We start from the raw sequence: 23101 nt of genomic DNA on the forward strand, positions 1-23101 counted from the left end.
GTTATAGAGCTCCTTTCACGGCTTCAAGCTGGGGTACGGATGATTTCGGTGCCGTGATTCTGGCATTCGCTGCAAGCTGCGCCTGACGCGATCCGGCCGGCCGCTGTGCCTTGTGGTCTGCGATCAGCTGCAGGAAGCGGTCAAACAGATAACTGCTGTCATGCGGCCCCGGCGCCGCTTCCGGATGGTACTGCACCGAAAAAGCGGGGTAGCGGGTATGCTTCAGTCCTTCAACGGTCTTGTCATTGTTATTAATATGGGTAACTTCCAGGTCTGTGCTGGCAATCGATTCCTCGTTCACCGTGAACCCATGGTTCTGGGAGGTGATGAAGCAGCGTCCGCTCTCCAGCTCCTTCACCGGATGGTTCCCGCCGCGATGGCCGAACTTAAGCTTCTCGGTATCGGCGCCGCAAGCCAGTGCGAACAGCTGGTGTCCCAGGCAGATGCCGAAGATCGGGTATTCGCCGAGCAGCTCGGAGATCGTCTGTACCGCATAAGGCACATCCTTCGGGTCTCCAGGGCCATTCGAGAGCTGAATGCCGTCAGGGTTCAGGCGGCGGATCTCGTCTGCGGTGACATCATGAGGGACAACCACCACATCACAGCCGCGGTTGTTCAGCTCGCGCAGAATACCGGTCTTCGCGCCGTAATCGACCAGCACGATACGTTCTTTGGTGCCCGGGCTGCTGTAAGCTGCTGTAGTTGAGGTACGTGCAACCTGATTGCGTAGCTCTTCAATGGTAGTGTCACCCATCATCTCCATCAATTCTTCCACACGCTTGTTCGAAGTGGTTAGGATTGCCTTCATGGTGCCATAGTGGCGGATAATGCGGGTAAGCATACGGGTATCAATCTCGCTGATGCCGGGAATATCATATTCCTTCAGCAGATCGTCTACACTGTATTCAGCACGCCAGTTGCTGGGTACGGATTCGTGGCGCCGCACCACAAAGCCGTGTACAAAAGGGCGCACGGACTCGAAGTCATCACGGGTAATACCGTAATTCCCGATCAACGGATACGTCATGGTGACGATCTGCCCACAGTACGAAGGGTCCGATAGTACCTCCTGATAGCCTGTAATTCCTGTGTTAAACACAACCTCGCCCGTCTTCTCGCCTTCCGCGCCAAATGCGGTGCCTGTAAACAGTGTTCCGTCCTGAAGCAGCAATCTCGCCTGCATGCCTTCCACTCCTTCTTGTTTCTGTAGTCTGATTCTTATGTCACAGCCATGCAGCCGGGCTGCATGGGCTACTGGTTACTTCTGTTAAGCCTCACTCCATACGGCTCTGCCGTCTACCCAGGTCTTCACCGGCCAGCCCTTAAGCTTCCATCCGGTAAAAGGTGTATTGCGACCCTTGCTCGCAAACGTTGCAGGATCTACTGCCTTCTCTTCATTCAAGTCAATCAGGGTCAGATCGGCAGGAGCCCCTACTGTAAGGCTGCCTGTATTCAGTCTGAACACCCGGGCCGGATCAGCGGTCATCCGCTGCACCAGCAGGGACAGATCCCATTTGCCTGTGGCCACAAAAGCTGTATAGAGCAGCGGGAAGGCCGTCTCAAAGCCCACGATGCCAAACGGTGCAAGCTGCATGCCTTTGGCTTTCTCTTCCTCGCTGTGCGGGGCATGGTCGGTCACGATGATATCCAGCGTGCCGTCCAGCAGCCCTTCGATGCAGGCTTCCACGTCGCGGCGCGAGCGCAGCGGCGGGTTCATTTTCCAATTGGCGTCCATGCCCGGAATATCTTCCTCTGAGAGCAGCAGATGATGCGGGCACACCTCAGCGGTCACCTTGATGCCGATCTGCTTCGCCTGGCGGATCAGCCGGACCGATTGCTCGGTGCTGACATGGCACACATGGTAGTGGACACCCGTTGCTTCAGACAGCAGAATGTCACGGCCTACGTGAATGGCTTCCGACTCATTTGGAATTCCCTTCAGCCCATGCTTCTCGGCAAAAGTGCCTTCGGCTACCGGCGCTCCTTCTACCAGCGAGTTATCCTCACAGTGGGCAATCACCGGCATATCCAGTCCCTTCGCCAGCATCATCGCATCCTTCATCATCTGCGCACTCTGCACGCCTACACCGTCATCGGTGAAACCAATCGCTCCTGCTTCCTTCAGTGCCGCAAAATCCGTCAGCTCGCGTCCCAGCTCATTCTTGGTAATGGCCGCGTAAGGCAGCACCTTCACAAGTCCCGCTTCGCGCGCCTTATCCTTCACCAGCTGTACGATCTCGGCACTGTCAGTCACCGGGCGTGTGTTCGGCATACAGGCTATGGTCGTGAATCCGCCCTTGGCCGCCGAACGCGCACCCGTCTCAATGGTTTCCTTATGCTCGAAGCCCGGCTCACGCAGGTGCACATGCATATCGATCAGTCCCGGAATCAGCAGTTTACCATCCGCTTCAACGGTTTCGCCGGCTTCCTCTACCGCCTCGGCGGCATCCTGAATCTTCGAGATAACTCCGTCCTGCACAACAATATGCTTGCGCTCCAGCACGCCTTCTTCGTTCAGTACACTGGCATTTTTGATGATCACGGTTAGGATTCTCCTTTGTGCCTTCCGGCCGCAGCCGTAAGCTCTGTAGTTATTATATAATAAAAATTCATCTTTGTGTATATTTATTAATTCTCTTATGTGAGGTTTTTTCTGCTGCGCTACTGTAGCGCCCGCTCCATGACAGCCATCCGTACAGGCACTCCGTTCGCCATCTGCGGGAAAATCCGGGACTGGCTGCTCTCTACCACCGCATCGTCGATCTCCACATTGCGGTTGACCGGCGCCGGGTGCATGATGATTGTTGACGGGTCCAGCCTGGACGCCCGTTCCTCGGTCAGCCCGAAGTGCTCCCGGTACTGCTCGGCCGATAAAATAATGCCCGAAGCATGCCGCTCCAGCTGCACTCTCAGCATCATGACCACATCCGCTTTCAGCGCTTCTTCCATAGACACGTATGGAGCGTAGGCCTCAAGCTCCGGAGCCTGCATATTCGCCGGTGCGCAGAACTGCACGCTTGCCCCCATTTTGGTGAGTGCCCAGAGGTTGGACCGTGCTACCCGGCTGTGCATAATATCCCCGATAATCGAGACCTTCAAGCCCTTCAGTCCGTTAAAATGCTTGCGCATCGTATACAGATCCAGCAGCGCCTGCGTCGGATGCTCGTTGTTGCCGTCCCCTGCATTGATGAGTGGAATGCCTACCTTCTCGGCAAGCTGCTGCAGCACCCCGGCAGGCTTCAGCCGGACCACTCCGGCATCGATACCCATTGACTCCAGTGTGCGCACTGTATCATAGATTGACTCGCCCTTCTCGACACTTGAGGCCGCAGCCGTGAAGTTCAGCACTTGAACGCCGAGGCGTTTCTCGGCCATCTCGAAGGAAAAGCGGGTTCTTGTACTATTCTCGAAGAACATATTGGCAACAAAATGGGCTCTCAGCACCGGCGTGAGCTTCTCGCTCTGTTGATCCCAGTACGCTGTTCTGTCTAACAGCTGGTTAATCTCCGACCCCGCCAGCTCCTTCATCCCCAGCAGACTGCGTTCCTTCACTTTGGTTGCCGTCATCATTGTTATCGTTCCTCCCGGTTTGAAATAATGTACACTTCGTCCTTGCCGTCATATTCGCTCAGGGACACTTCAATCTGCTCATGCCTGGAGGTGGGTACGTTCTTGCCGATATAGTCGGGGCGGATCGGCAGCTCGCGGTGGCCGCGGTCAGCCAGTACAGCCAGCTGGATCATCCGGGGCCGTCCGCAATCCATCAGTGCATCCATTGCCGCGCGGATCGTTCTTCCGGTGTACAGTACATCGTCGAACAGGATCACTTTCTTGTCCCGGGTGCCGCTGGTGCCGGGAGGCAGGATCAGGTTGCTGTTCACAACCGTCTTGTCCATCGCTTCCCGGTTATCCCCGCCGCCTTCACGGTCATCGCGGTAATGGGTAATGTCCAGCTCCCCGTAAGGGATGTCCACGCCCTCGATTTCCTTAATGCGCTCCGCGATCCGCTGAGCCAGGTAGATCCCCCGGGTCCGGATGCCGACCAGCAGGCAATTCTCGATACCCTTGTTTTTCTCCAAAATCTCATGTGCAATGCGTGACAGTGCCCGGCGAATCGCCGTTTCGTCCATAATGACATTTTTTTCAGTAACCATCCTCTTTGCCATCTCCCTGCTTGATCGCCTGTTCAAGTTCCCCGGATAAACCAAAAACTCCTTGCCCAAAGCAGGCAAGGAGTGAAATCCGCAGATTCAAAAAGATGGCGTGTCCGCGCGCAGAAAAAGACCCTCCGTACTCATACGGATTCCTCCTTTCATGACGCGAACCTCGATTCACGTTACCTTGCCAGCCTCACGGGACTGAATTAAAGGCGCTATTCAACTATAGGGAATTATGACAGATGGATGCGGGGATGTCAAATTATATTCGGGAGTGTGTGTGGGGGGGGGGCGGCGGCTAGAGGGCGGGATACATTTAGGTGAGGGGCGCGGCTGCGGTGATTTTGGACTTTCGGTCGCTGTTGTCTCCAGATTTATTTGAATTAACCGCTTAGCGGATTAAATCTGGAGACAAAGGCGAACGCTATCGCTCCTGCAGTTCCAAAATCCCCTCCGCCGCTTCCACCTAAACGGTGCAGGACAAGGGCTTGCCATCCCCCCTTGGGGGAGGGGGCAGGCAGAGGGGGCACTATGGCGCTGCGCTGATCGTGCGGAAGTGCAATACCGCGAAGTGCGAAGTGCTACATTGCGAAGCATGAGGTGTAACACCATCCCACCTATTTTCGTTCCTGCCCGGGGTTTGTTATGATACTGCTGGAGGCGAAATTAAATGATGAAATTAGAGTTTATTACTATAGAAGAGTGGGATGAAGCGTGGTGGGGACGGATGGAGCAGATCTACCATGAGGCTTTTCCCAGCGGAGCTAAGACAGAAGCGATTCTGCGGAGTATGCTGAACCGGAGGATTGGTTACTTACATGCGGGGGTGCATCAGGGGAATGTTGTTGCGATGGCTGTTACAGGCGTGGCGGGACAAGTTGCGGATAAGGTGCTGATTATTGATTACCTGGCAGTCGATAACGAATCGCGCGGAATAGGGACGGGGACCTGGATGCTGGAGCAGATTAGAGCTTGGGCGGTACAGGAGCATAACATCCGGGGAATTATCATCGAGGCGGAATCGGGGGCTACGGAGTCGCACAAGGAACGCATTCACTTCTGGGAGCGGAACGGGTTCGTCCTAACCTCCTATATTCATCAATATAGAATGGTACCGGAGCCTTATCAGGCTATGATGCTGCCACTGGGTGAACCGGGGAATGTGCCGGATGATGGTGAAGCGCTGTTCCGCTATATCAATGCTTTTCATAAGGTGGCTTACCGGAAAGGCTAGACTGTACGAATGCTCTATGTTGCACATTATGCAGGAATTCTTCCGCTCATGTGTGCTGTTGGGCCAATTGTTGCAGTTTTTGCAGGATTCATGCCAAATATTTATCTTCAGCAAATGGATTGTTGTAAAAAGTGCAGGATTTGCGTGTCCGAGCTTCGTTTGAGCGGTGCGAGGCTGCAATTTGTGCAACAAATTTGGGTCGGGCAGGGTCAGAGGGGCGGGGCGATCACTATGTAGATAGACGGCGACAAAAAAACCGCCGCAGATTCCTCTGCAGCGGCATTCCATTCAAACCAAAACTTAAAATTCAAACTCAACGTCGCTCAGACGTCTTTGGATTTCGGAGATGACACGCTTCTCCTCTTCCTCGCCCTTGGCCACGAAGGTCACGGAGAAACGCACAAACGCGCCGGCATCATCCCAAGGCACGGTGGAGATGAGCTTCTCGCGGATCAGGAACTGTGAGAAATCCTCGCCGGATTCGAAGCGGCGTCCGCCCTTGACGCCCTTAGGTGCAGCTACATACAGGAAGAAGGAACCCTTCGGTTTCTCTGCCTTGAAGCCCAGGCTATTCAGTGCATCCACCAGCATGTTGTGGCGGCGGGAGTATTTGGCGGCAATCGCTTCGGTAATCTCAGGATGAGAGAGACCGAACGCAGCAGCTTTTTGAATCGCGATGAACTGGCCGGAATCATTGTTGTCCTTCACATCACTGAACGCCTTCACAATCAGCGGATTGCCGGCCACGAAGCCGATTCTCCAGCCGGTCATGTTGTAGGACTTGGACAAGGAGTGCAGCTCAACGCCGACATCCTTGGCACCAGGCACGGACAGGAAGCTCAGCGGCTTCACGCCGTCATAAGTCAATGCAGCATAAGGAGCGTCATGGATTACGACTACATCATATTTTTTGGCCCAGGCCACTACTTCGCTGAAGAACTCAGGTGTAGCACTTGCACCAGTAGGGTTATTCGGATAGTTGAGATAGAGCAGCTTCGCCTTGCGGGCTACGTCTTCAGGAATGGAGTTCAGGTCAGGCAGGAAGTTGTTCTCCTTCTTCAGCTCCACGGAGTAGACTTGTCCTCCCAGATACTTGGTATGGGTGCCCAGCACCGGATAACCCGGAATGGTCATGATCGTGATATCGCCCGGATTAATGAAGACGGATGGCAGCATAGCCAACGCAGGCTTAGAGCCGATTGAATGCACGATTTCTGTTACAGGGTCAATTCCGTCCACCTGAAAAACTTCCTTAAGGTACACAGCCGCTGCGTCCTTAAATTCAGGAATACCGTTATCGGAGTAGCCGCGGTTCTCTTCCTTGGCCGCTTCCAGCGCAAGTCTGGACACGATGCCTTCATCCGCCATTTCGTCCGGCTCGCCGACGCCCATGTCGATCAGTTCAATGTTCGGAAAATCCTGCTTCGCCGAGGCTTTGGCGCGTTTGATTTTCTCAAATTTGTAGATGGAGGTGTCCTTGCCGTATCCTTCGCCGCCGATGCGGTCTGCAAAATTCGTCTGAATGAATGTAGCCTGATAGTGTTCAATACTCATAATCTTCTACTCATCTCCTGGGCCTATGTTGTGAATCTATGCTCTAAATATGACGCAAATCCGGCCGCTGTTCCATGGATTTATAATCTATTGATTTGTACTTATCTGCTGCGCAGCGTAAATAGAAGTTCTTCCATATCCGCCGGAATCGGTGCGCTGAACTCCTTGTACTCGCCTGTAGAAGGATGTACAAATCCGAGTACTGCTGCATGCAAGGCTTGTCCGTTCATAGTAGTTCCCTTGCTGCGCCCGTAGATCGGATCACCCACCAGCGGATGGCCGATGAACTTCATGTGAACACGGATCTGATGCGTGCGCCCTGTCTCAAGCTGCAGCTCCAGCAGTGTGCAGTCACCAAACCGCTCCAGCACGGTAAAATGCGTCACGGAGCGCTTGCTGTTCTTCTCGGTTACGGTATACAGCTTGCGGTCATGCGGATCACGGCCGATTGGTGCATCTACGGTTCCCTTGTCATGAGACAGATTACCGTGCACGACTGCGATATAGCGGCGGGTCACGCTGTGCTCCTTAAGCTGGGCGGACAGCGAAGCATGACTGGCGTCATTCTTGGCTGCCATAATCAGACCGGAGGTATCCTTGTCGATCCGGTGGACAATGCCTGGACGAATCTCGCCGTTAATGCCGGACAGGTCCTTGCAATGATACATCAGCGCATTGACTAGGGTGCCGGAGGGATGTCCCACTGCCGGATGCACAACCATGCCGCGCACCTTGTTCACCACTATCACATCGCTGTCCTCATAAGCCACTTCCAGCGGAATATCCTGTGCGATTAGGTCCGTAACCTCGGGTTCCGGCACCGTAACCGTTACTTTATCGCCTTCATTCAGCTTATAGTTCGCTTTAACCGGCGCGCCGTTAACCACTACATGGCCGCTGCTGATCCATAGCTGAACCTGGGAGCGCGAGATCTCGTCTTCCATGGCCTCTGTAACGTATTTATCAATCCGCTCCCGCGCATTGCCCTCGGCAACGATCCATTCGGTGACGTCTCTTTCTTCCTCGAGGGCGCCAGAATCCGCCAGCTCTTTGACGTCTTTGTTCAAATCATTCATTCCCTTCTTTGACTTCCTGTGATTCCTTCACCTCGGTGACTTCCTGTTCGCCCTTCACTTCCAGCAGCGTGTCCAGAATAATCAGCCCCACCCCGACTACGATACAGGAATCGGCCACGTTGAAGATCGGGAACGTATAGCTTCCGAAATTGAACATGAGGAAATCCACAACCTCACCGTTAAGAATCCGGTCCAGGAAGTTGCCGATTGCTCCGCCAAGGACAAGCGCCAGCGCGGTAGGCAGCAGCTTGCGGGTCTTGCGGGCCTTGTTCAGGTACCAGACGATTCCGCATACAACGACTACCGTAATCACAATGAAGAACCACTGCTGCCCCTCCAGAATTCCGAAGGCGGCTCCACGATTGCGGTGCGACGTAATAATGAAGAAATCCTTGATTACCGGAATTTGCTCTGCGAGCTCCAGCCGGGTGGCAATCAGATATTTGGTACCCTGGTCAATCACAAATACAATTAGCGCAATCAGAAAGTACACCACAGAAGTTGTCACTCCGTTCTTATTTTTCCCGCGGCTTCGCGGTACGAATACTGTATAAAGACTTGTATATTGTAGCACAGGCCTCAAGATACCGTCCATGGCATGGTCATACGGATCTGTAAAGTCAGGGCACTATTTGCCATCGCTAAAAAAGGGCCCCGGAGGCCAAGCTATCTATACAAGCGGAAACGGTTTTGCCGTCCTTTTATAGGATGGTACCGTTTCAGCGATTAGCTACCGAAAGGAGCTCACAGCAATGAGCCATCTTACATCACAGCAGCTCTCCGGGCTGCGCACTACTCTCCTGCAGCAGCAGGAGGATATCAAGCACAGACTGAGCAACAGCGGACAATATGGACTGCAGGAGTCTATGCGGGATAACACTGGAGAGCTGTCCGAAATCGACAACCATCCCGGCGATGCCGCCACTGAGCTGTATAACCGCTCCATGGATATCTCCCTGCTGGAGCGCGATGAGCATGAGCTGGACGATATTGAATCAGCACTGCGGGCGATGGACGAAGGAACCTACGGCATCTGCATCGCCAGCGGCGAACCCATTCCCTATGAGCGCCTGGCCGCACTTCCTTCCACCCGTTACACAAAAGCTCATGCTCCACGCCAGAGCGCTCCATTCACCCGGCCGGCCGAGGAGGAGCTGCTGTCTCCGCCGTTTGGCCGCACCAGTCTGGATGAGCGGGACGACCAGAATGGCTTCGATGGCGAGGATGCCTGGCAGATCGTGGAGAGCTGGGGCAACTCGGATTCGCCGGCGATGGCAGAAGGCAGTAACATCGGCTCTTACAATGACATGGAGATCGAAGCGGACGAAACCGAGGGCTTCGTCGAGCCTTGGGAGAACTTCGTGGCCACCGACATCACAGGCAATCATCTGACGATCATCAAAGGCAACAGCTACCGCCATTACATGGACGACGGGGAAGGCGACTACCTGCTGGACCCGACCCGAAAAGAACGGAAGTAGCACAGCTGGCACAGCAAATTAGTACAAACCATGCCCGAGCTAATGCTTGGCAATAGTTAGGAATGATCCGATGAGGGAGCTGGATAGGCTTAATTGCACTTTGTACAAGTAAAACATCTGTTTTATACGCGATATCCTGTTTAGTTACATTCCGAACATCCTACAACTATCCCTGCGCTTGTCTTGGAGCCCTGTTCCATTTCCTTCTGTTCGCAATCGCCATGCCCCACAATGTGGGGTTATTTCAGGTTCAACGCCGCTCAGAACGTCTTCAGCTCCAGCTGATGCTGGACAATCCGCACAATGTCCGCGATATAGTCGCCGATGATCGGCAGATTCAGCGCACCCAGCACCTGAAGCACATAGATAATCGTCGCTGCAAAAAAAGTAAATCCGAGCGCAATCCCCAGCCCCCTGGCCGCCCCGGAGAGAATATTCAGCCAGATCAGCCGGAACGGGGAATGCAGCAGCTCCGTATATTCCGAGATCCGTGACTTCTCCATCTGCTGGGCCAGACTCGTGGTCATCCGGTACAGGGCGTTCAGCTTCTCTTCCGGGGGAAGATCGGCCGGATCAATGGCTGCTGTAACAGCCGCTGTAGGCTTAGGATTGGAAGCGCTTGGCTGACTTTTCTCAGGATATTCTGTGCCCGGATCTGTCTTGCCCGTTGGACCTGCTCCAGAATACGGGGGTTGCTTCTCATGCGGCGCGTCCTCCCTGTTGTTCCCTCTGTCTGTGGTTCTGATCGAAATTCTGCCCGGTTCTTCCGGCTGCTTCGGCTGCTCCGCAGGAATATTCCCGTTGTTCCATCCAGCCATGCCCCTGCACCTCCTGGTTGTCTATACGCCGCAAAACAAACGAGCCCGGTCGAAGAGAATTCTCTCTTCAAGCACAGGGCTCGTCATTTGCATTCTAACCCGTGGAAACTATTCCTTTGCGGCTAGTATATGCCATACATGGACAAGTAATGCAGGAAATGCGCGGCCGCTCTGGAGTTAAGCGCCGATATGAATACCGATGCTCTTGCCGCCGGCATCCACTGTCTCATAGGTATAATCTCCGTCAAAATCAACCGTAGTCACCAGTACATTCTCACGCAGCACATGCTCGAATGCAGTCACCGCCGCCTTCAGCTCGTCATCGACATGCAGGGTCAGGGCAATCCGCTTGTCGATCGGCAGATCCAGACGTTTGCGGTAATCCTGCACCGCACGTACGACTTCACGTACCCAGCCTTCCTGTACCAGCTCCGGCGTGATTTCTGTGTTCAGGGCCACAGTCAGTCCATAGCCGGAAGCGGAGGCAAAGCCTGGTTTGGCCTGCTTCTCAACCAGTAGCTCCTCGGACGTAATCTGCAGCTCTTCCCCGTCCGGTGACACAATGGCGATAACGCCTTCTTGTACCGCCTTGCGGGTAGCGTCACTATCCATCGCTTTGAGGAAGCCTTGCAGGAAGCCGACGCTCTTGCCGTATTTCTTCCCTGCTACCTTCAGATTCAGCTTCAGGGTGAAGTCTACGAAGCCGCTGTCGCTGTGCTCGATGACGATATTTTTAACGTTGATCTCTTCTTTGATCAGCTCTTCATAATCCGCCACGTTGAAGTCGTCCGGAGTGGACGCGATCAGCTCGGACAACGGCTGGCGGGTCTTGATGCCGCTCTCGTTGCGGACGTTACGGGCCAGCTCGACGATGCCGCGGGCGTACTCCATATCTTTTTCCAGGGCAAGATCGATCAGGTTCTCATCCGCTGCCGGATAGTCTGCCAGATGCACGCTCTCCCCGCCGCCCAGGTTCGTGAAGATATCCTCGGACAGCATCGGAGTGAATGGAGCCATCAGCTTGGCTGTGGTCAGCAGGACATGCGTAAGGGTGCGGTAAGCATCCAGCTTCTCTTCACCCAGCCCGCTGCCCCAGAACCGGTCACGGGAACGGCGGATGTACCAGTTGCTTAGCTCATCCACGAAGTTCTCAATGGCCTTAGAGGTGTTCACAAAATCATTCACGGCCAGCCCCTTATCGAGCAGCACGATCAGGCTGTTCAGGCGGGACAAAATCCAGCGGTCGAGCTTATGCTCAGACAACTTGAACGGGTGATCCGCAGGATCATAGCCGTCGATCCCGGCATACAGCGTAAGGAAGGCATGCGTGTTCACCAGAGTGTCCACTACCTTGGACTTTGTCTCCCCGACCAGACCGCGCGAGAACCGTTTGTTGTTCCACGGCGCACTGTCAGACAGAATGGCCCAGCGGAAGGCATCCGTGCCGTATTCGTTCATGATCTCCCAAGGGTCGATGACATTGCCTTTGGATTTGGACATCTTTTGGCCGTTCTCATCGAAAATATGGCCGTGGGCGATAACCGCCTTATACGGCGCCTTCCCTGTGAACAGGGTCGATACGGCCAGCAGGCTGTAGAACCAGCCGCGCGTCTGGTCGATCCCTTCGCAAATCATATCTGCCGGATACTGGTCCTCGAACCGGTCTTGATTCTCGAACGGATAATGACTCTGGGCGAACGGCATCGAGCCGCTGTCGAACCAGACGTCGATCACTTCAGGGGTGCGGACCATGATGCCGCCTTCGCTGAACGGGCTGCGCAGCTGGATATTATCCACGTACGGCTTATGCAGCTCGATATCCTCAGCCACCTCACCGATGGCCATTGCTCTCAGCTCGGCGATGCTGTGCGGCGCGAATTCCTTGCCGGTATCCTGACAGACCCATACGTTAAGCGGCGTACCCCAGTAGCGGTTACGGCTGATATTCCAGTCCACCAGCTCCTCCAGGAACTTGCCGAAGCGGCCTTCGCGCACATGGTCCGGGTACCAGTCCACACTGTTATTGTTGGCAATCAGCTGATCCTTGATCGCTGTCGTCTGGATGAACCAGCTGTCTGTTGCATAATAGAGCAGCGGGGTGTCGCAGCGCCAGCAGAACGGATAGCTGTGCTCGTATTTCTCTTTATGGTAGAGCAGTCCGCGTTCAGACAGCACCTTCACGATATCCAGATCACAATCCTTCACGAACCGTCCTGCAAAATCACTCACTACATCCGTATACTTGCCGGAAGTATCTACTACATTCACAAAGCTGATCCCATTCTCGCGGCAGCTCTTATAGTCGTCTTCCCCGTGTGCCGGAGCCATATGTACGATCCCGGTACCGCTGGAATCCGTTACAAAAGAGGCTCCGACGATCACATTATGCTTCTCCGCCTTGATATAACCGAACGGCGGTGTATAACTCTGGCCGATAAAGTCAGCGCCTGTGTGTGTAGACAGGATGGTGTACTCACCCTTCAACACTTCGTCCACCAGATTCTTCGCCAGTACATACACGCCGTCTTCCTGCTGCGCACGCACATATTCCATAGCCGGATTCATCGCCAGCGCCATATGCGCCGGAAGCGTCCAAGGCGTAGTCGTCCAGGCCAGCACATAGTCGCCGCTGCCGTCCAGCTTGAACTTAGCGGTAGCACTAAGATCCTTAACAGTCTTATACCCCTGGGCTACTTCATGGGAGCTAAGGGTCGTCTGACAGCTCGGACAGTAAGGGCTGACGCGGTGACCCCGGTACATCAGGCCTTTCTCATGAACCGTAGCCAGGATGTTCCACACGCTCTCGATATACGTATTGTCCAGCGTTACATACGGATGATCCAGATCCGTCCAATAGCCGATCGCTTCCGTGAATTCCCGCCACTGCTTCTCATAGCCGAATACACTTTCCTTACATTCCTTGATGAACTTCTCCACACCGTATTCTTCGATATCCTGCTTGCCGGAGATGCCGAGCTTCTTCTGCACCCCGAGCTCTACCGGCAGGCCGTGCGTATCCCAGCCCGCTTTGCGGATAACGCGGAAGCCCTTCATGGTCTGGTAGCGGCCGATAAAATCCTTGATGACCCGGCCCAGCACGTGCCCGATATGTGGCACTCCGTTCGCCGTCGGCGGTCCTTCATAGAACACATAGTTGGGGCGTCCCTCGCGGTTCTCCATGGAGCGGCGGAATGTGTCCTCCTCGCTCCACTTTTTCAAGATCCGGACATCTCTGGCCCGGGCTTTTTCTTTGACGTCTACCTTATGCATGATGGTCAATCCCTTCGTTTAGTCTTAAACTTTATCGGATATCATCCGAGCCTTCTTTTTCTTAAAAGATTTTAAAACTTTAAAAATTTTCGATCCCTCCCAAACCCTCCCTTCGCCAAGGGAGGGCCCCAAGGGCGCTGCCCTCTGGACACCCGAAATAAGTGCATCGTGCGAGGAACAGGATCAGTGGACGGGAAGGATTACTTCGGCGGAGTCCTCGGCCCTTCTTAGGCTGCCCTGACGGGTACGCCTGCGGGGCCTTAACTGCGCTAATGCAGCATGAATCTTTAACTCAGGCCCACTGAAGGTTGGATGAAAAGAAGCCACACCAACCGAGTAGGTCAGTCCTAGCGGACCGCAGAGCCGTTATATTCAAGAAAACAGCACTATTGGCGAGCTAACGGACCCAGTGGACCTTATTGTCCTGCTAAGAACCATCTAGAAGCGAAATTTCCGGTAATAAGGGCTGTGGGGTCCTTTACTTGCCCTAATAGTAGCTTTCTTCCAAAATAAGAGCTCCTCAGTCCGTTACACCGTCCGGGCTGTGCCTGGGGTTCTTGCCGGGGGCTCTTGGCCCCTCGCTCGGGGCGCAGTTAAGGCCACGCAGGCGTCCCGTAGGGGAGCCTAAGAAGGGCCGCTCCCCGCTCGAACAAATCCCTTCCCGTCCGCCGCCCCCTCTCCCCGCACGGAGCACTTGCCTGCGGGTGTCCAGAGGGCGGCCAGCCCTTGGGGTCCCCCTTTGTAAGGGGGATTTAGGGGGGTGCCCACCAAACAAAAATACGCCGCCCCGCCCCCAAAGGGGCGAGACAGCGCTCGCGATACCACCCTAATCTGCACTGCACGCACATCCTAAGGGGTGTGGATTCAGCACAATCTCAGTCCGCAGGCAATAGACAACCATGCGGGTCCGGGATAACGTCCGGCAGACGGCGGAGCCTACACACGTATACACGCTTCAGCTTAGCTTCTAGGGGAGGATCTTCGGGTAAGGCGTGAACGATCGGCTCGCAGCAAGCACCGACTCTCTGGAGAACGTTACCTTATCGTACTTGTCCCGTCATCGAATTTAGATTCAATGGATACAGATATGTTCTAGTTATAGACGTTTTCGCCCCAATTGTCAAGGCGGATTACAGCAGCAGGTCCCAGCTCAGCGGGGTGCCGATGGGCAGATCGGTTCTTAAGCGTTTGCCGAGAAGCAAGTCATAATACTTTGGCCCGAGGCCGTAACCGGGACGGATGACTCTGATGTTATCCGCAGTCAGCAGGTCCCCGGCCTTGATGTCCTTGGAAGTATAGACGGACCGTCTGAATTGCAGGGATTTCTCTTCTTCGGGGGTGGGACCGATGGAGACGCCGCCGAGTGCCCTCCAGGCCGTATCCGTCTCCCGGACCAGGGAAGCGAACTCTGCCGGCTCCAGGGAGAATGCAGCATCCACCCCGCCTTCTGCACGGTTCAGGGTAAAATGCTTTTCGATCACCGTACTGCCCAGCGCCACGCTTGCTACTGCTGCCCCTACGCCCAGGGTATGGTCGGACAGGCCCACCTGAGCACGAAAGACATCGCGCAGATACGGGATGGTATTGAGGTTGGTATTCTCGGGTGAAGCCGGATAGCTGCTGGTGCATTTGAGCAGTATATACTCCTGGCAGCCTGCCCCGGTAATGGTGCGCACAGCCTGTTCAATATCGCCAAGCGAGGCCATCCCGGTGGAAATAATCATCGGCTTCCCTTTGGAGGCTACCTTACGCAGTAAGGGAATATCATTATTTTCAAAGGAAGCGATCTTGTAGCAGTCTACGCCGAGGGTCTCCAGGAATTCGAGCGAGGACTCATCGAACGGGGTGCTGAACGGAATCATCCCGAGCGCCCTGCACGAAGCAAAGATAGGCTCGTGCCACTCCCAGGGCGTATACGCCTCAGCATACAGCTCATACAGCGATTTCCCCTTCCACAGTCCGTTCGATTCCCCAATCATAAAATCCTTATTCCGTAGATTAAGCGTCATGGTGTCCGGCGTATAGGTCTGGATTTTGAACGCATGTGCGCCCGCCCGGGCGGCGGCCTTAACGATTTCGAGCGCACGGTCCAGCGACTTATTATGATTACCGGACATCTCCGCGATGACAAAAGGCGGATGCCCGCTGCCGATGGTGCGGTTACCGATCTTTATTTCCTTCATGGCCTGTCGTTGCCTCCTCTGTCAGCCGTAGCCTGTGCTTCTCCCATTGCTCCCGGAACAGGGCCATCAAGACCACATCCACAGGCTGATGATTTCTGATCCGTTGTCTGCCTAACCTGCCTTCCTCTATGAAGCCTAGTTTGCGGTGATAGGACAAGCTCCGCTGATTGAAATCCAGGATTTGCGCGCACACCTTATTTAGCTGCTCTACCTGGAAAATATGGTCCAGCGCCAAGATTCCCATCATGGTGCCGGAGCCGGGGGGACAGCTCTTGTCCCCTATATAAAAGCCCCACTCACAGGTCTTGTGGCCCTTGTCGATCTGCGAGAACTGCACGAAGCCTGCCGGTGTGTCCAGATAGTAACAGATTCGGACCACCCGGCTGGTATCCTCCGCTATGGTATTCATCCAGTGAAGATGCTCTTCAAGCGGAATGATCCCGTCATGATTCATATAGGGCCTAATGTGATCGGCATTGCGCCATTCCCATATTAGCCTGCTATGCTCCTGGCTCAGCTTCTCAAGCCTATAGTCCCTTAGGTCTGCCATAGTCCCCTCCCATAATCCTGTCTATGACCTCATCCCATTTATCCTCGCCCATCAGGCGGAGCGCCTGCTCCGACATGGCCCGTACCCACGCCGAATCAGCCAGCATAGCCTTAAGACCCTGCTCAATTCCTTGGGCGGTCACCTCGTTACTCTTCCCCAGGCTGAATGCAGCCCCCTGCGCATGAACCAAGGCCGTGATCTCCCGCTGATTATCCGCCGTAATAATGCACAGCGAAGGCAGGCCCAGGTAACAGCGCTCCCAGGTCGTACTTCCGCCTGCTCCGATGGAGAGGTCCGCCTTCTGCATCAAGTCAGCCATGTAATCAACCTGACAATGGAAGCTGGCCTGCGGCATCGTGTCGCATAAGGCTGCGATGTCATCCTTGCGGCGGTTCATTCCGCCTGCTACGACATCCAGCTTCAGGTTAGCGAAGGCGGGACTTTGCAGAGCCTGTAAGGTTTTGAGAGTCTCACCCGTAGGATCTGTGCCGCCAAAAAACACCAGAACCCTGCTTATGCTTCCGTCCCGTTCAGCCAGCCCCAGCTTAGCCGCGCGGAATTCCGGCCGCAGCAGCGTATAGCATGTGCCTGTCAATTTCGTGCAGTAAGCAGGAAGCAGCCCCTGGTAGCGGTCCCTGGCAGCAGATGGATTGGGGTCCAGCAGCAGATCGCATTGATGCGGACGGTCCGCCAAATCATCGATGGCCACGATCTTCTTCACTTTTCCCTGCACCCATGTCTCCCACCGCTTATCAATCCCGTAATGGTCAACAATGAGGCAATCTGCAGGAGCAGCTCCCTCCAGCCGCTGCACCGTCTGCAAGGCATCGGTCCGCCAATCCACCTGAAGCCAGAATGCGGCGTACGACGGATCATCCGGCGAGGGCAGCAGCTCCACCGCATAGCCCTGACCCCTGATATAGTCTGCCAGATTCCCCGGCAGCTCGCGGCAAATGAACGTGATCTGCCCGCCCCTGGCGGCAAGCCCGCCTGCAAGTGTCAGACAGCGCATGATATGGCCCGTGCCCATTGAGTACGAGGAATCGGCCCGAATCCATATATTCTTCTGGTTAGCTGCTGTGCTTACCATGCGGTCCAGCCTCCGTCAACAGAGATATTCTCACCTGTAACATAGCTTGAGGCGGCGGAAGCCAGGAACACCATCACTCCCTTCAGATCTTCAGGGGTGCCGATCCTGCCCAGCGGATTCTTCCTCTCCAGCTGCCGGATGAACTGCGGGTCGGCTTGAACCGCTGCATTAGGAAAAGGCCCAGGCGATACCGTATTCGCTCTGATTCCGTGCTGCCCGAAGTGGCAGGCAATGTAACGGGTAAACTGGCCTATCGCCGCTTTACCTGCTCCGTAATTGGCGGGATTATCCATCCCGCTGTCTCCGTAGACCTCCGGGTTAGGCGAGACTAGCCCGTACATCGAGGAGACGTTAATGATGGAGCCTCTCTTTTGTTCAACCATATAGGGCAGGACCGCCTTGACACATCTGAAGGCTCCATTGATCGTCCCGTCCAGCCCGGCCAGCCACTGCTCTTCACTCATAACCGCGAGCTTGGCGGCTGAGCTGAACGCAGCATTATTCACCAGGATATCTATGCTTCCAGCCGCTTCGGCGATGCTCTGAATACACTCTCTAACTGATGCTTCATCCCGGATATCCATAGCCTTGCCGAAGCAGGCTGCTCCGGTGGTGCGGGCGATCGCCTCAGCGGCCTCCATGCAGCGCTGTCCGTTCGAGCTTACCAGATAGACTGCCGCGCCAGCCTCAGCCAGCCCCTCCGCTATGGCTGTGCCCAGATAACCAGCCCCTCCGGTCACAACCGCTGTCCGTCCTTGCAGATTAAATAATTCTTGAAGAGTACGCATCCGGTTACTTCCACCTCCTGGGGTCAATGATCTCTACAGGAATATCCGCAAAGGATTCACCAAGCGTCTGTCTCACCGCCCGGTTTAGAGGGGGCAACGCCATCATCCGCAGGTTCTCCTGCACCTGCTCCACCGTCTCGCAGCCAATCACCAGTCCGGATATCCCCGGAAGATCCCTCACATAGAGGAAGCACAGCTCTTTAACCGCTATCCCGGTTTCCTTGCTGTACCTGATTAATCGTAACAACGGCTGCTCCGCTTGCTTCAGTCCCGCCGGAAGCTGCTCCGGTGCCATCAGCAGCAGGCCTTGCAGATAGACACTGCGGACGAAGATTTCTGTGCCCCTCCGGGCGAGCTGCTCCAGCACTCCATTCGCTAGCCACCTCTGGTCCAGGACATTCAGCGGAATTTGAATGCTGTCCAGCCCCTCCACGCTCAAAAAATTCGTAACATCCTCCGTATCATACACAGATACGCCGATTCTGCGGATCCATTGCTGCTGCTTCAGCTCCTGCAGCATTCGCAGAATTTCGCCGCCCTGGTAAGTCATATCCAGCGGATCATGCAAGAGACAGACATCCAGCGCAGAACACTTCAGCCGGTTCAGGGAAGCATGCACGGAAGAGGTGACGAACCTCCTCCGCGCTTCCTCCGTGAGCAGCCCTAACCGCTGGACGGAAGGGAGCTTCGTCACAATCTGCGGCCGGCTCTGCGGCTCAGTGTGTTCCAGGCAATCTCCGATAATAGACTCGCTGTCCCCGTAGCCCGGTGCGGTATCCAAATAACCGATCCCCGAGGAGAGGGCATATTGGAGCAGCCCGTTCCTCTGTTGCACAGAGCGGTTGACAGCTGTATTCGCAATCCCGTAATTTCCGCCCAACTGGGCCGTCCCCAGCACAAGGCTGGCTTTATTTATCATCATCCGAAGCCTCACTAACTTGTTATAGTCCCTTCTTCAGGGTGGTTGCTGCATTCAACTCCTTGACCAGCTCTGTATCATCCCGCCATTTCACCTGAATGCCCCGGTTGCGCTCAGCCACCTCAGGGTGGCCCTGCAGGAATTCCTTCAATTCTTCGAAGGATAGCGGTCTTGCACCCACATCCAGTGCCTGGTAGATCTCCTCAAACAGCTCCAGATCCTGAATTTCATCCATGGTTAACCGCCACTCAGGATGCACCCACTCCGCAGGAAGGTCCACAGCATTGAGGTTGAAGAGATGCGGATTGTTGAAAAAGTAAAAGGACAGATACTCCGCATGCGTAAGCGGATTGGAATAGTGCAGCAGCCTTCTCAGCGCTTCAACGGTAAAAACATCCCCCACCGTCCCCATAGTCGACTCCTTGGCGTAGGTGAAATCTGCACCGCTTGCCAGATGCCGGTCTATCAGAAGCTTAAGCATCTCCGGAGAGATCGCCGGATTGTCGCCGGTGACCCGGACTACGATATCCGCCTGGACCGCTTCAGCCACGCTCAGCATTCTTGCAGCCACATTGTCCGGGTCGCCGGTTACCACCTTCACCTTATGGTTCAGGTTGAACGCCGTAAGCGGCTGGTCATCCGGCAGATCCGAGGTGGCCAGAACCACCTCATAGCCGCCCGGCACAGCCAGACAGTTCATCAGGCATCTCTCGATGGCTGGAATGCCGTGAATCTCGCGCAACGCCTTGCGGCGGAGCCGGGTGGATTTCAATCTGCAGATGACGGCGATGCAGATTTTGGGTGCTTTTACCTTCCCCGGCGTGATGGGTGTGTTCGCTGGAATTGCTGCCGTTGCAATCATAGGGAATTGTACGGAAGCATTGCGGACCATGAAGGCATCCGGCACGGAGGAACGTTTATAGCTTATGTTCTCGGGCGTAATCATTTGACCCGGGCTCAGCTCTGTGCGGGAGACAATTCTCAGGGAGGAATCCTCCAGATAGCTTCTTTCCGATTCCTTGATTTCCAGGCTGCCTTGTACACACTCTGCCCGGCGCAGCTTATCCACCATCCGCCTGAACTCCTCCGGCTCCAGCGCGGAATAGTAGTCAATGCTTTTCTCCGCACGGTTCAGGGTGATATGCTTCTCAATGACACTGGCACCCAGCAAATAGGCATAGACCGGAAGATCGACCGCCATTTCATGATCGGCATCCTCATGGTCCGCGAACCCCACCTCCAGCTGATAGGTTTGTTTGATATGGGCGATACGGCTCAGGTTGGAATCCTCTGTCCGGGTCGGATAGCCCTGGAAGCCGTGCATGAGCACGATGGGGCCTTTGTAATGGCTCCGAATGTAAGATAATTGCGTATCCATTTCTTCCTCCAGCCAGCCGCCTACACCGATGAGCAAGGGCTTATCGAACTTTAGCAGGGCTAGAGTCAAGGGGAGCGACTGGAGTACAGTTGTTGGTATTTTCAAGCCATCTACCTGCGATTCAAGCTCCGTGAGCAGCCCGGCGCCCCATTCATCGTAGATATCTACCCACACCTCCATTCCCGCATCCTTGGCAAGCTGTACAGCCTCCGCCCATTGCTGCTTGCCGATGAACAAATCGATATACGTCTGATAATGGATGAAATCCGGCACCGCTAGGCTGTCGTAATGGAACCATTGAAATTTCACCCCGTCAGCGCCGCTGCCTGCGGCCGCTAGGATCAGCTCCCGCAGCCGGCCGGGGTCGCCCAGATGGGCATTGGCAATCTCGGCAATCACCTTCACTTTGGCCACATTAATCACTCCCTTCTCTATTTTCACTTGGAGTAGTGGCGGATCACCTTCTTGACCGCAGCGACCACATCCAACACATCTTCAGGTTCCATACCCGCATATAGCGGGAGTGTAATGAATTCCTCGTAGCAGCTCTCAGCGACCGGACAGATTCCCTTGCGGAACCCCAAGCTTTCGTAGTACGGATGCAGATAGGCGGGGATGTAGTGGACGTTTACTCCGATGTTCTCCTTTTGCAGCGCCTGAAAGACCGTCTTACGGGTGGCCTTCAGCCTTACGAGCTGCAGTCTGACAATGAACAGGTGCCAGCTTGACTCCGCCTCTGGAAGCTGATGCGGCAGAATAAGCTCCTTGGTCGCGCTCAGCTCTTGCAAATACAAGGCGGCAAGCTGCTTGCGCTTCTCGATGAAGCCCCCGATTCTGCGAAGCTGGGAGATGCCGAGTGAGGTCTGTATATCTGTGATCCGGTAGTTGTACCCGAGGAATTGCATCTCATAGTACCAGGGTCCGTGGTTCTCCCTTAACTTGCGCTCATCCCTGGTGATGCCGTGGGTGCGGAACTGCAGCAGCTTCTCATAATATACCGGGTTATTGGTCGTGATCATTCCGCCTTCTCCCGTTGTTATATGCTTTACAGGATGGAAGCTGAACATGGTCATGTCCCCGATAGAGCCTATGCTTCTATCCTTATATCTCGCACCCAGCGCATGGGCGGCATCCTCAATCACGATCAGATTATGCTCCCGGGCAATCTGCAGGATCTCATCAAGCTGCGCCGGCTGGCCGGTGAAATGGACGGGAATAATCGCTTTCGTTCTGGCCGTAATACTCTCCCTGATCCGCTGCGGATCAAGATTATACGTCCGCGGATCGATATCGGCGAATACCGGTACGCCCCCCTGATACAGCACACAGTTCGCTGTGGCGGCAAACGTCATAGGAGTCGTAATCACCTCATCCCCTTCGCCGATCCCGGCGGCATAACAGGCTCCGTGCAGTGCCGCAGTTCCGCTGGAGAAGGCCACCGCATATTTTGCCCCAGTAAACGCTGCGATCTCTGCTTCGAATTGCTCAATGGCCGGGCCGCTGGTCAAATAATCACTTTGCAGCACCTTGACCACAGACTCAATATCCTCGTCATCGATCATCTGTCTCCCATACGGCAAGTAGTGGGCACGTACAGGCTTCCCGCCATCAATGGCCAGTTTGCTTTTACTCATGACTGGTTCGGCTCCTTTCGGTGAAAGGTCTCAAGAATCCATTGCTCTGTCCGGCGGATACCCTCTTGGGTAGTAACCTTAGGCGTCCAGGACAATTGCTTCTCTGCCTTGTTGTAATTACATAACAGCTTCTGGATCTCACTCTGCGGATGAATATGGGGAACGTGCTGGATCGGTGCCTGCCCGTCTGCAATCAGCTCGGCCAATTGATTGACGGTGATATCCTCACCGGTGCCTGCATTGACAATTTCTCCGTGAAGCTTGTCGCTGTAGCCTGCCTCCACTACGAAATCTGCACAGTCCCCCACATATAATAGATCCCGTGATTGGGTGCCGTCCCCGTAGATATTCAGCGGCTCGCCTTTTAATTTGCTGTGGATGAAGATCGCCACAACGCCGCCTTCGCCGCCGGTTTTCTGATAGGGACCATACGTGTTAAACGGCCTTACGACCACCACCGGCAGATCATAGGCATAGAAATAGGATAGCACCATATTCTCCGCAGCGATTTTGGCCCCGGCATAGGGAGAGGCTGGCTTGATTGGGGATTGCTCGTCAATTCCCTGTTCATCCACCGCTCTGGCGTAGACCATGCAGGTACTCATGAAGACCATCTTCACCTGCTGCTTGCGGCATTCCTCGAGCAGATAGAAGGTGGCCAGCGTATCATTATTGAATGTGGTCTCAGGATCGTCTATGCTGTCTTGCACATTAATGCTTGCCGCCAGATGGTAGCACAGGTCGAAGGAAACCTCCCGGAAAAGCTCCTTCAGAGCTTCTCTGTCCTTGAGGTCCATGATCTGCACCTTCTGCAAATGCTCGCTATCTTCATACTCCTTCAGATTATCCAGCGATGAGTTCGCGAGATTATCGACGACCCATACGCTTTGTCCATCCTTTAACAAACGTCCGACCACCCATCTGCCGATGAATCCGGCACCTCCGGTTACGAGTATATTCATAGTAGCC

19 protein-coding genes are annotated in these 23101 nt (G+C 54.8%); 2 read left to right on the forward strand and 17 right to left on the reverse strand.

What is annotated here, in order from left to right:
- Position 1: 1 nt before the first annotated feature.
- From carA to pyrR, 4 genes are all read right to left on the reverse strand, one after another.
- Positions 2–1183 (reverse strand): glutamine-hydrolyzing carbamoyl-phosphate synthase small subunit, encoded by a 1182-nt coding sequence (gene carA / locus ACFSX3_RS19590; RefSeq protein WP_209988105.1) that lies wholly within the window; start codon positions 1181–1183, stop codon positions 2–4.
- Positions 1184–1267: 84 nt separating this feature from the next.
- Positions 1268–2542 (reverse strand): dihydroorotase, encoded by a 1275-nt coding sequence (locus ACFSX3_RS19595; protein WP_379255608.1) that lies wholly within the window; start codon positions 2540–2542, stop codon positions 1268–1270.
- A 119-nt stretch (positions 2543–2661) separates the two neighbouring features.
- Entirely contained in the window at positions 2662–3570 is a 909-nt protein-coding gene (locus tag ACFSX3_RS19600) for an aspartate carbamoyltransferase catalytic subunit (protein WP_209988103.1), read from the reverse strand.
- A 2-nt stretch (positions 3571–3572) separates the two neighbouring features.
- Positions 3573–4154: a bifunctional pyr operon transcriptional regulator/uracil phosphoribosyltransferase PyrR gene (pyrR, locus tag ACFSX3_RS19605; RefSeq protein WP_209988099.1), complete on the reverse strand. Its 582-nt coding sequence runs from the start codon at positions 4152–4154 to the stop codon at positions 3573–3575.
- Between the two features lie 673 nt (positions 4155–4827).
- Here pyrR and ACFSX3_RS19610 point away from each other — a divergent pair.
- The gene (locus tag ACFSX3_RS19610; RefSeq protein WP_209988077.1) at positions 4828–5391 is read left to right on the forward strand and encodes a GNAT family N-acetyltransferase; all 564 of its coding nucleotides are present in this window, start codon (positions 4828–4830) and stop codon (positions 5389–5391) included.
- A gap of 300 nt (positions 5392–5691) precedes the next feature.
- Here ACFSX3_RS19610 and ACFSX3_RS19615 read toward each other — a convergent pair whose 3' ends face one another.
- The 3 genes from ACFSX3_RS19615 to lspA form a co-directional block, all read right to left on the reverse strand.
- Complete coding sequence (locus ACFSX3_RS19615; protein ID WP_209988074.1) at positions 5692–6945, reverse strand: LL-diaminopimelate aminotransferase; 1254 nt, start codon at positions 6943–6945, stop codon at positions 5692–5694.
- 101 nt (positions 6946–7046) lie between these two features.
- Complete coding sequence (locus tag ACFSX3_RS19620; protein ID WP_209988072.1) at positions 7047–8021, reverse strand: RluA family pseudouridine synthase; 975 nt, start codon at positions 8019–8021, stop codon at positions 7047–7049.
- The gene (lspA, locus tag ACFSX3_RS19625; RefSeq protein ID WP_209988520.1) at positions 8014–8517 is read right to left on the reverse strand and encodes a signal peptidase II; all 504 of its coding nucleotides are present in this window, start codon (positions 8515–8517) and stop codon (positions 8014–8016) included. The genes ACFSX3_RS19620 and lspA overlap by 8 nt, the downstream gene beginning before the upstream one ends.
- Positions 8518–8773: 256 nt before the next feature.
- On the opposite strand from lspA, the gene ACFSX3_RS19630 reads away from it, so the two are divergent.
- A complete protein-coding gene (locus tag ACFSX3_RS19630; RefSeq protein WP_209988070.1) occupies positions 8774–9502 on the forward strand; it encodes a TraR/DksA C4-type zinc finger protein in 729 nt (242 codons plus the stop codon).
- A gap of 260 nt (positions 9503–9762) precedes the next feature.
- On the opposite strand, the gene ACFSX3_RS19635 is transcribed toward ACFSX3_RS19630, so the two are convergent.
- From ACFSX3_RS19635 to ACFSX3_RS19680, 10 genes are all read right to left on the reverse strand, one after another.
- Positions 9763–10080, reverse strand: a complete 318-nt coding sequence (locus tag ACFSX3_RS19635) for a DUF5665 domain-containing protein (RefSeq protein ID WP_209988517.1) — start codon at positions 10078–10080, stop codon at positions 9763–9765.
- Between the two features lie 417 nt (positions 10081–10497).
- The gene (gene ileS, locus ACFSX3_RS19640; RefSeq protein WP_209988067.1) at positions 10498–13590 is read right to left on the reverse strand and encodes an isoleucine--tRNA ligase; all 3093 of its coding nucleotides are present in this window, start codon (positions 13588–13590) and stop codon (positions 10498–10500) included.
- 1130 nt (positions 13591–14720) lie between these two features.
- On the reverse strand, positions 14721–15773 hold the full coding sequence (pseI, locus tag ACFSX3_RS19645) for a pseudaminic acid synthase (RefSeq protein WP_209988064.1): 1053 nt from the start codon (positions 15771–15773) through the stop codon (positions 14721–14723).
- Positions 15751–16323: a UDP-4-amino-4,6-dideoxy-N-acetyl-beta-L-altrosamine N-acetyltransferase gene (gene pseH / locus ACFSX3_RS19650; RefSeq protein WP_209988061.1), complete on the reverse strand. Its 573-nt coding sequence runs from the start codon at positions 16321–16323 to the stop codon at positions 15751–15753. Before pseH ends, pseI begins: the two co-directional genes overlap by 23 nt.
- Entirely contained in the window at positions 16301–17413 is a 1113-nt protein-coding gene (pseG, locus tag ACFSX3_RS19655; RefSeq protein ID WP_209988059.1) for a UDP-2,4-diacetamido-2,4,6-trideoxy-beta-L-altropyranose hydrolase, read from the reverse strand. The genes pseH and pseG overlap by 23 nt, the downstream gene beginning before the upstream one ends.
- A complete protein-coding gene (locus ACFSX3_RS19660; protein ID WP_209988057.1) occupies positions 17407–18201 on the reverse strand; it encodes an SDR family oxidoreductase in 795 nt (264 codons plus the stop codon). The genes pseG and ACFSX3_RS19660 overlap by 7 nt, the downstream gene beginning before the upstream one ends.
- A 4-nt stretch (positions 18202–18205) precedes the next feature.
- Entirely contained in the window at positions 18206–19123 is a 918-nt protein-coding gene (locus tag ACFSX3_RS19665; RefSeq protein WP_209988054.1) for an aldo/keto reductase, read from the reverse strand.
- Positions 19124–19142: 19 nt separating this feature from the next.
- Positions 19143–20912 (reverse strand): N-acetylneuraminate synthase family protein, encoded by a 1770-nt coding sequence (locus ACFSX3_RS19670; RefSeq protein ID WP_379313175.1) that lies wholly within the window; start codon positions 20910–20912, stop codon positions 19143–19145.
- A gap of 23 nt (positions 20913–20935) precedes the next feature.
- Positions 20936–22132 (reverse strand): UDP-4-amino-4,6-dideoxy-N-acetyl-beta-L-altrosamine transaminase, encoded by a 1197-nt coding sequence (gene pseC, locus ACFSX3_RS19675; RefSeq protein ID WP_209988048.1) that lies wholly within the window; start codon positions 22130–22132, stop codon positions 20936–20938.
- Complete coding sequence (locus ACFSX3_RS19680) at positions 22129–23094, reverse strand: dTDP-glucose 4,6-dehydratase (RefSeq protein ID WP_209988045.1); 966 nt, start codon at positions 23092–23094, stop codon at positions 22129–22131. The genes pseC and ACFSX3_RS19680 overlap by 4 nt, the downstream gene beginning before the upstream one ends.
- Positions 23095–23101 lie beyond the last annotated feature (7 nt).

The sequence above is a fragment of the Paenibacillus rhizoplanae genome, from assembly GCF_042684125.1.
Lineage (GTDB): Bacteria > Bacillota > Bacilli > Paenibacillales > Paenibacillaceae > Paenibacillus_AQ > Paenibacillus_AQ rhizoplanae.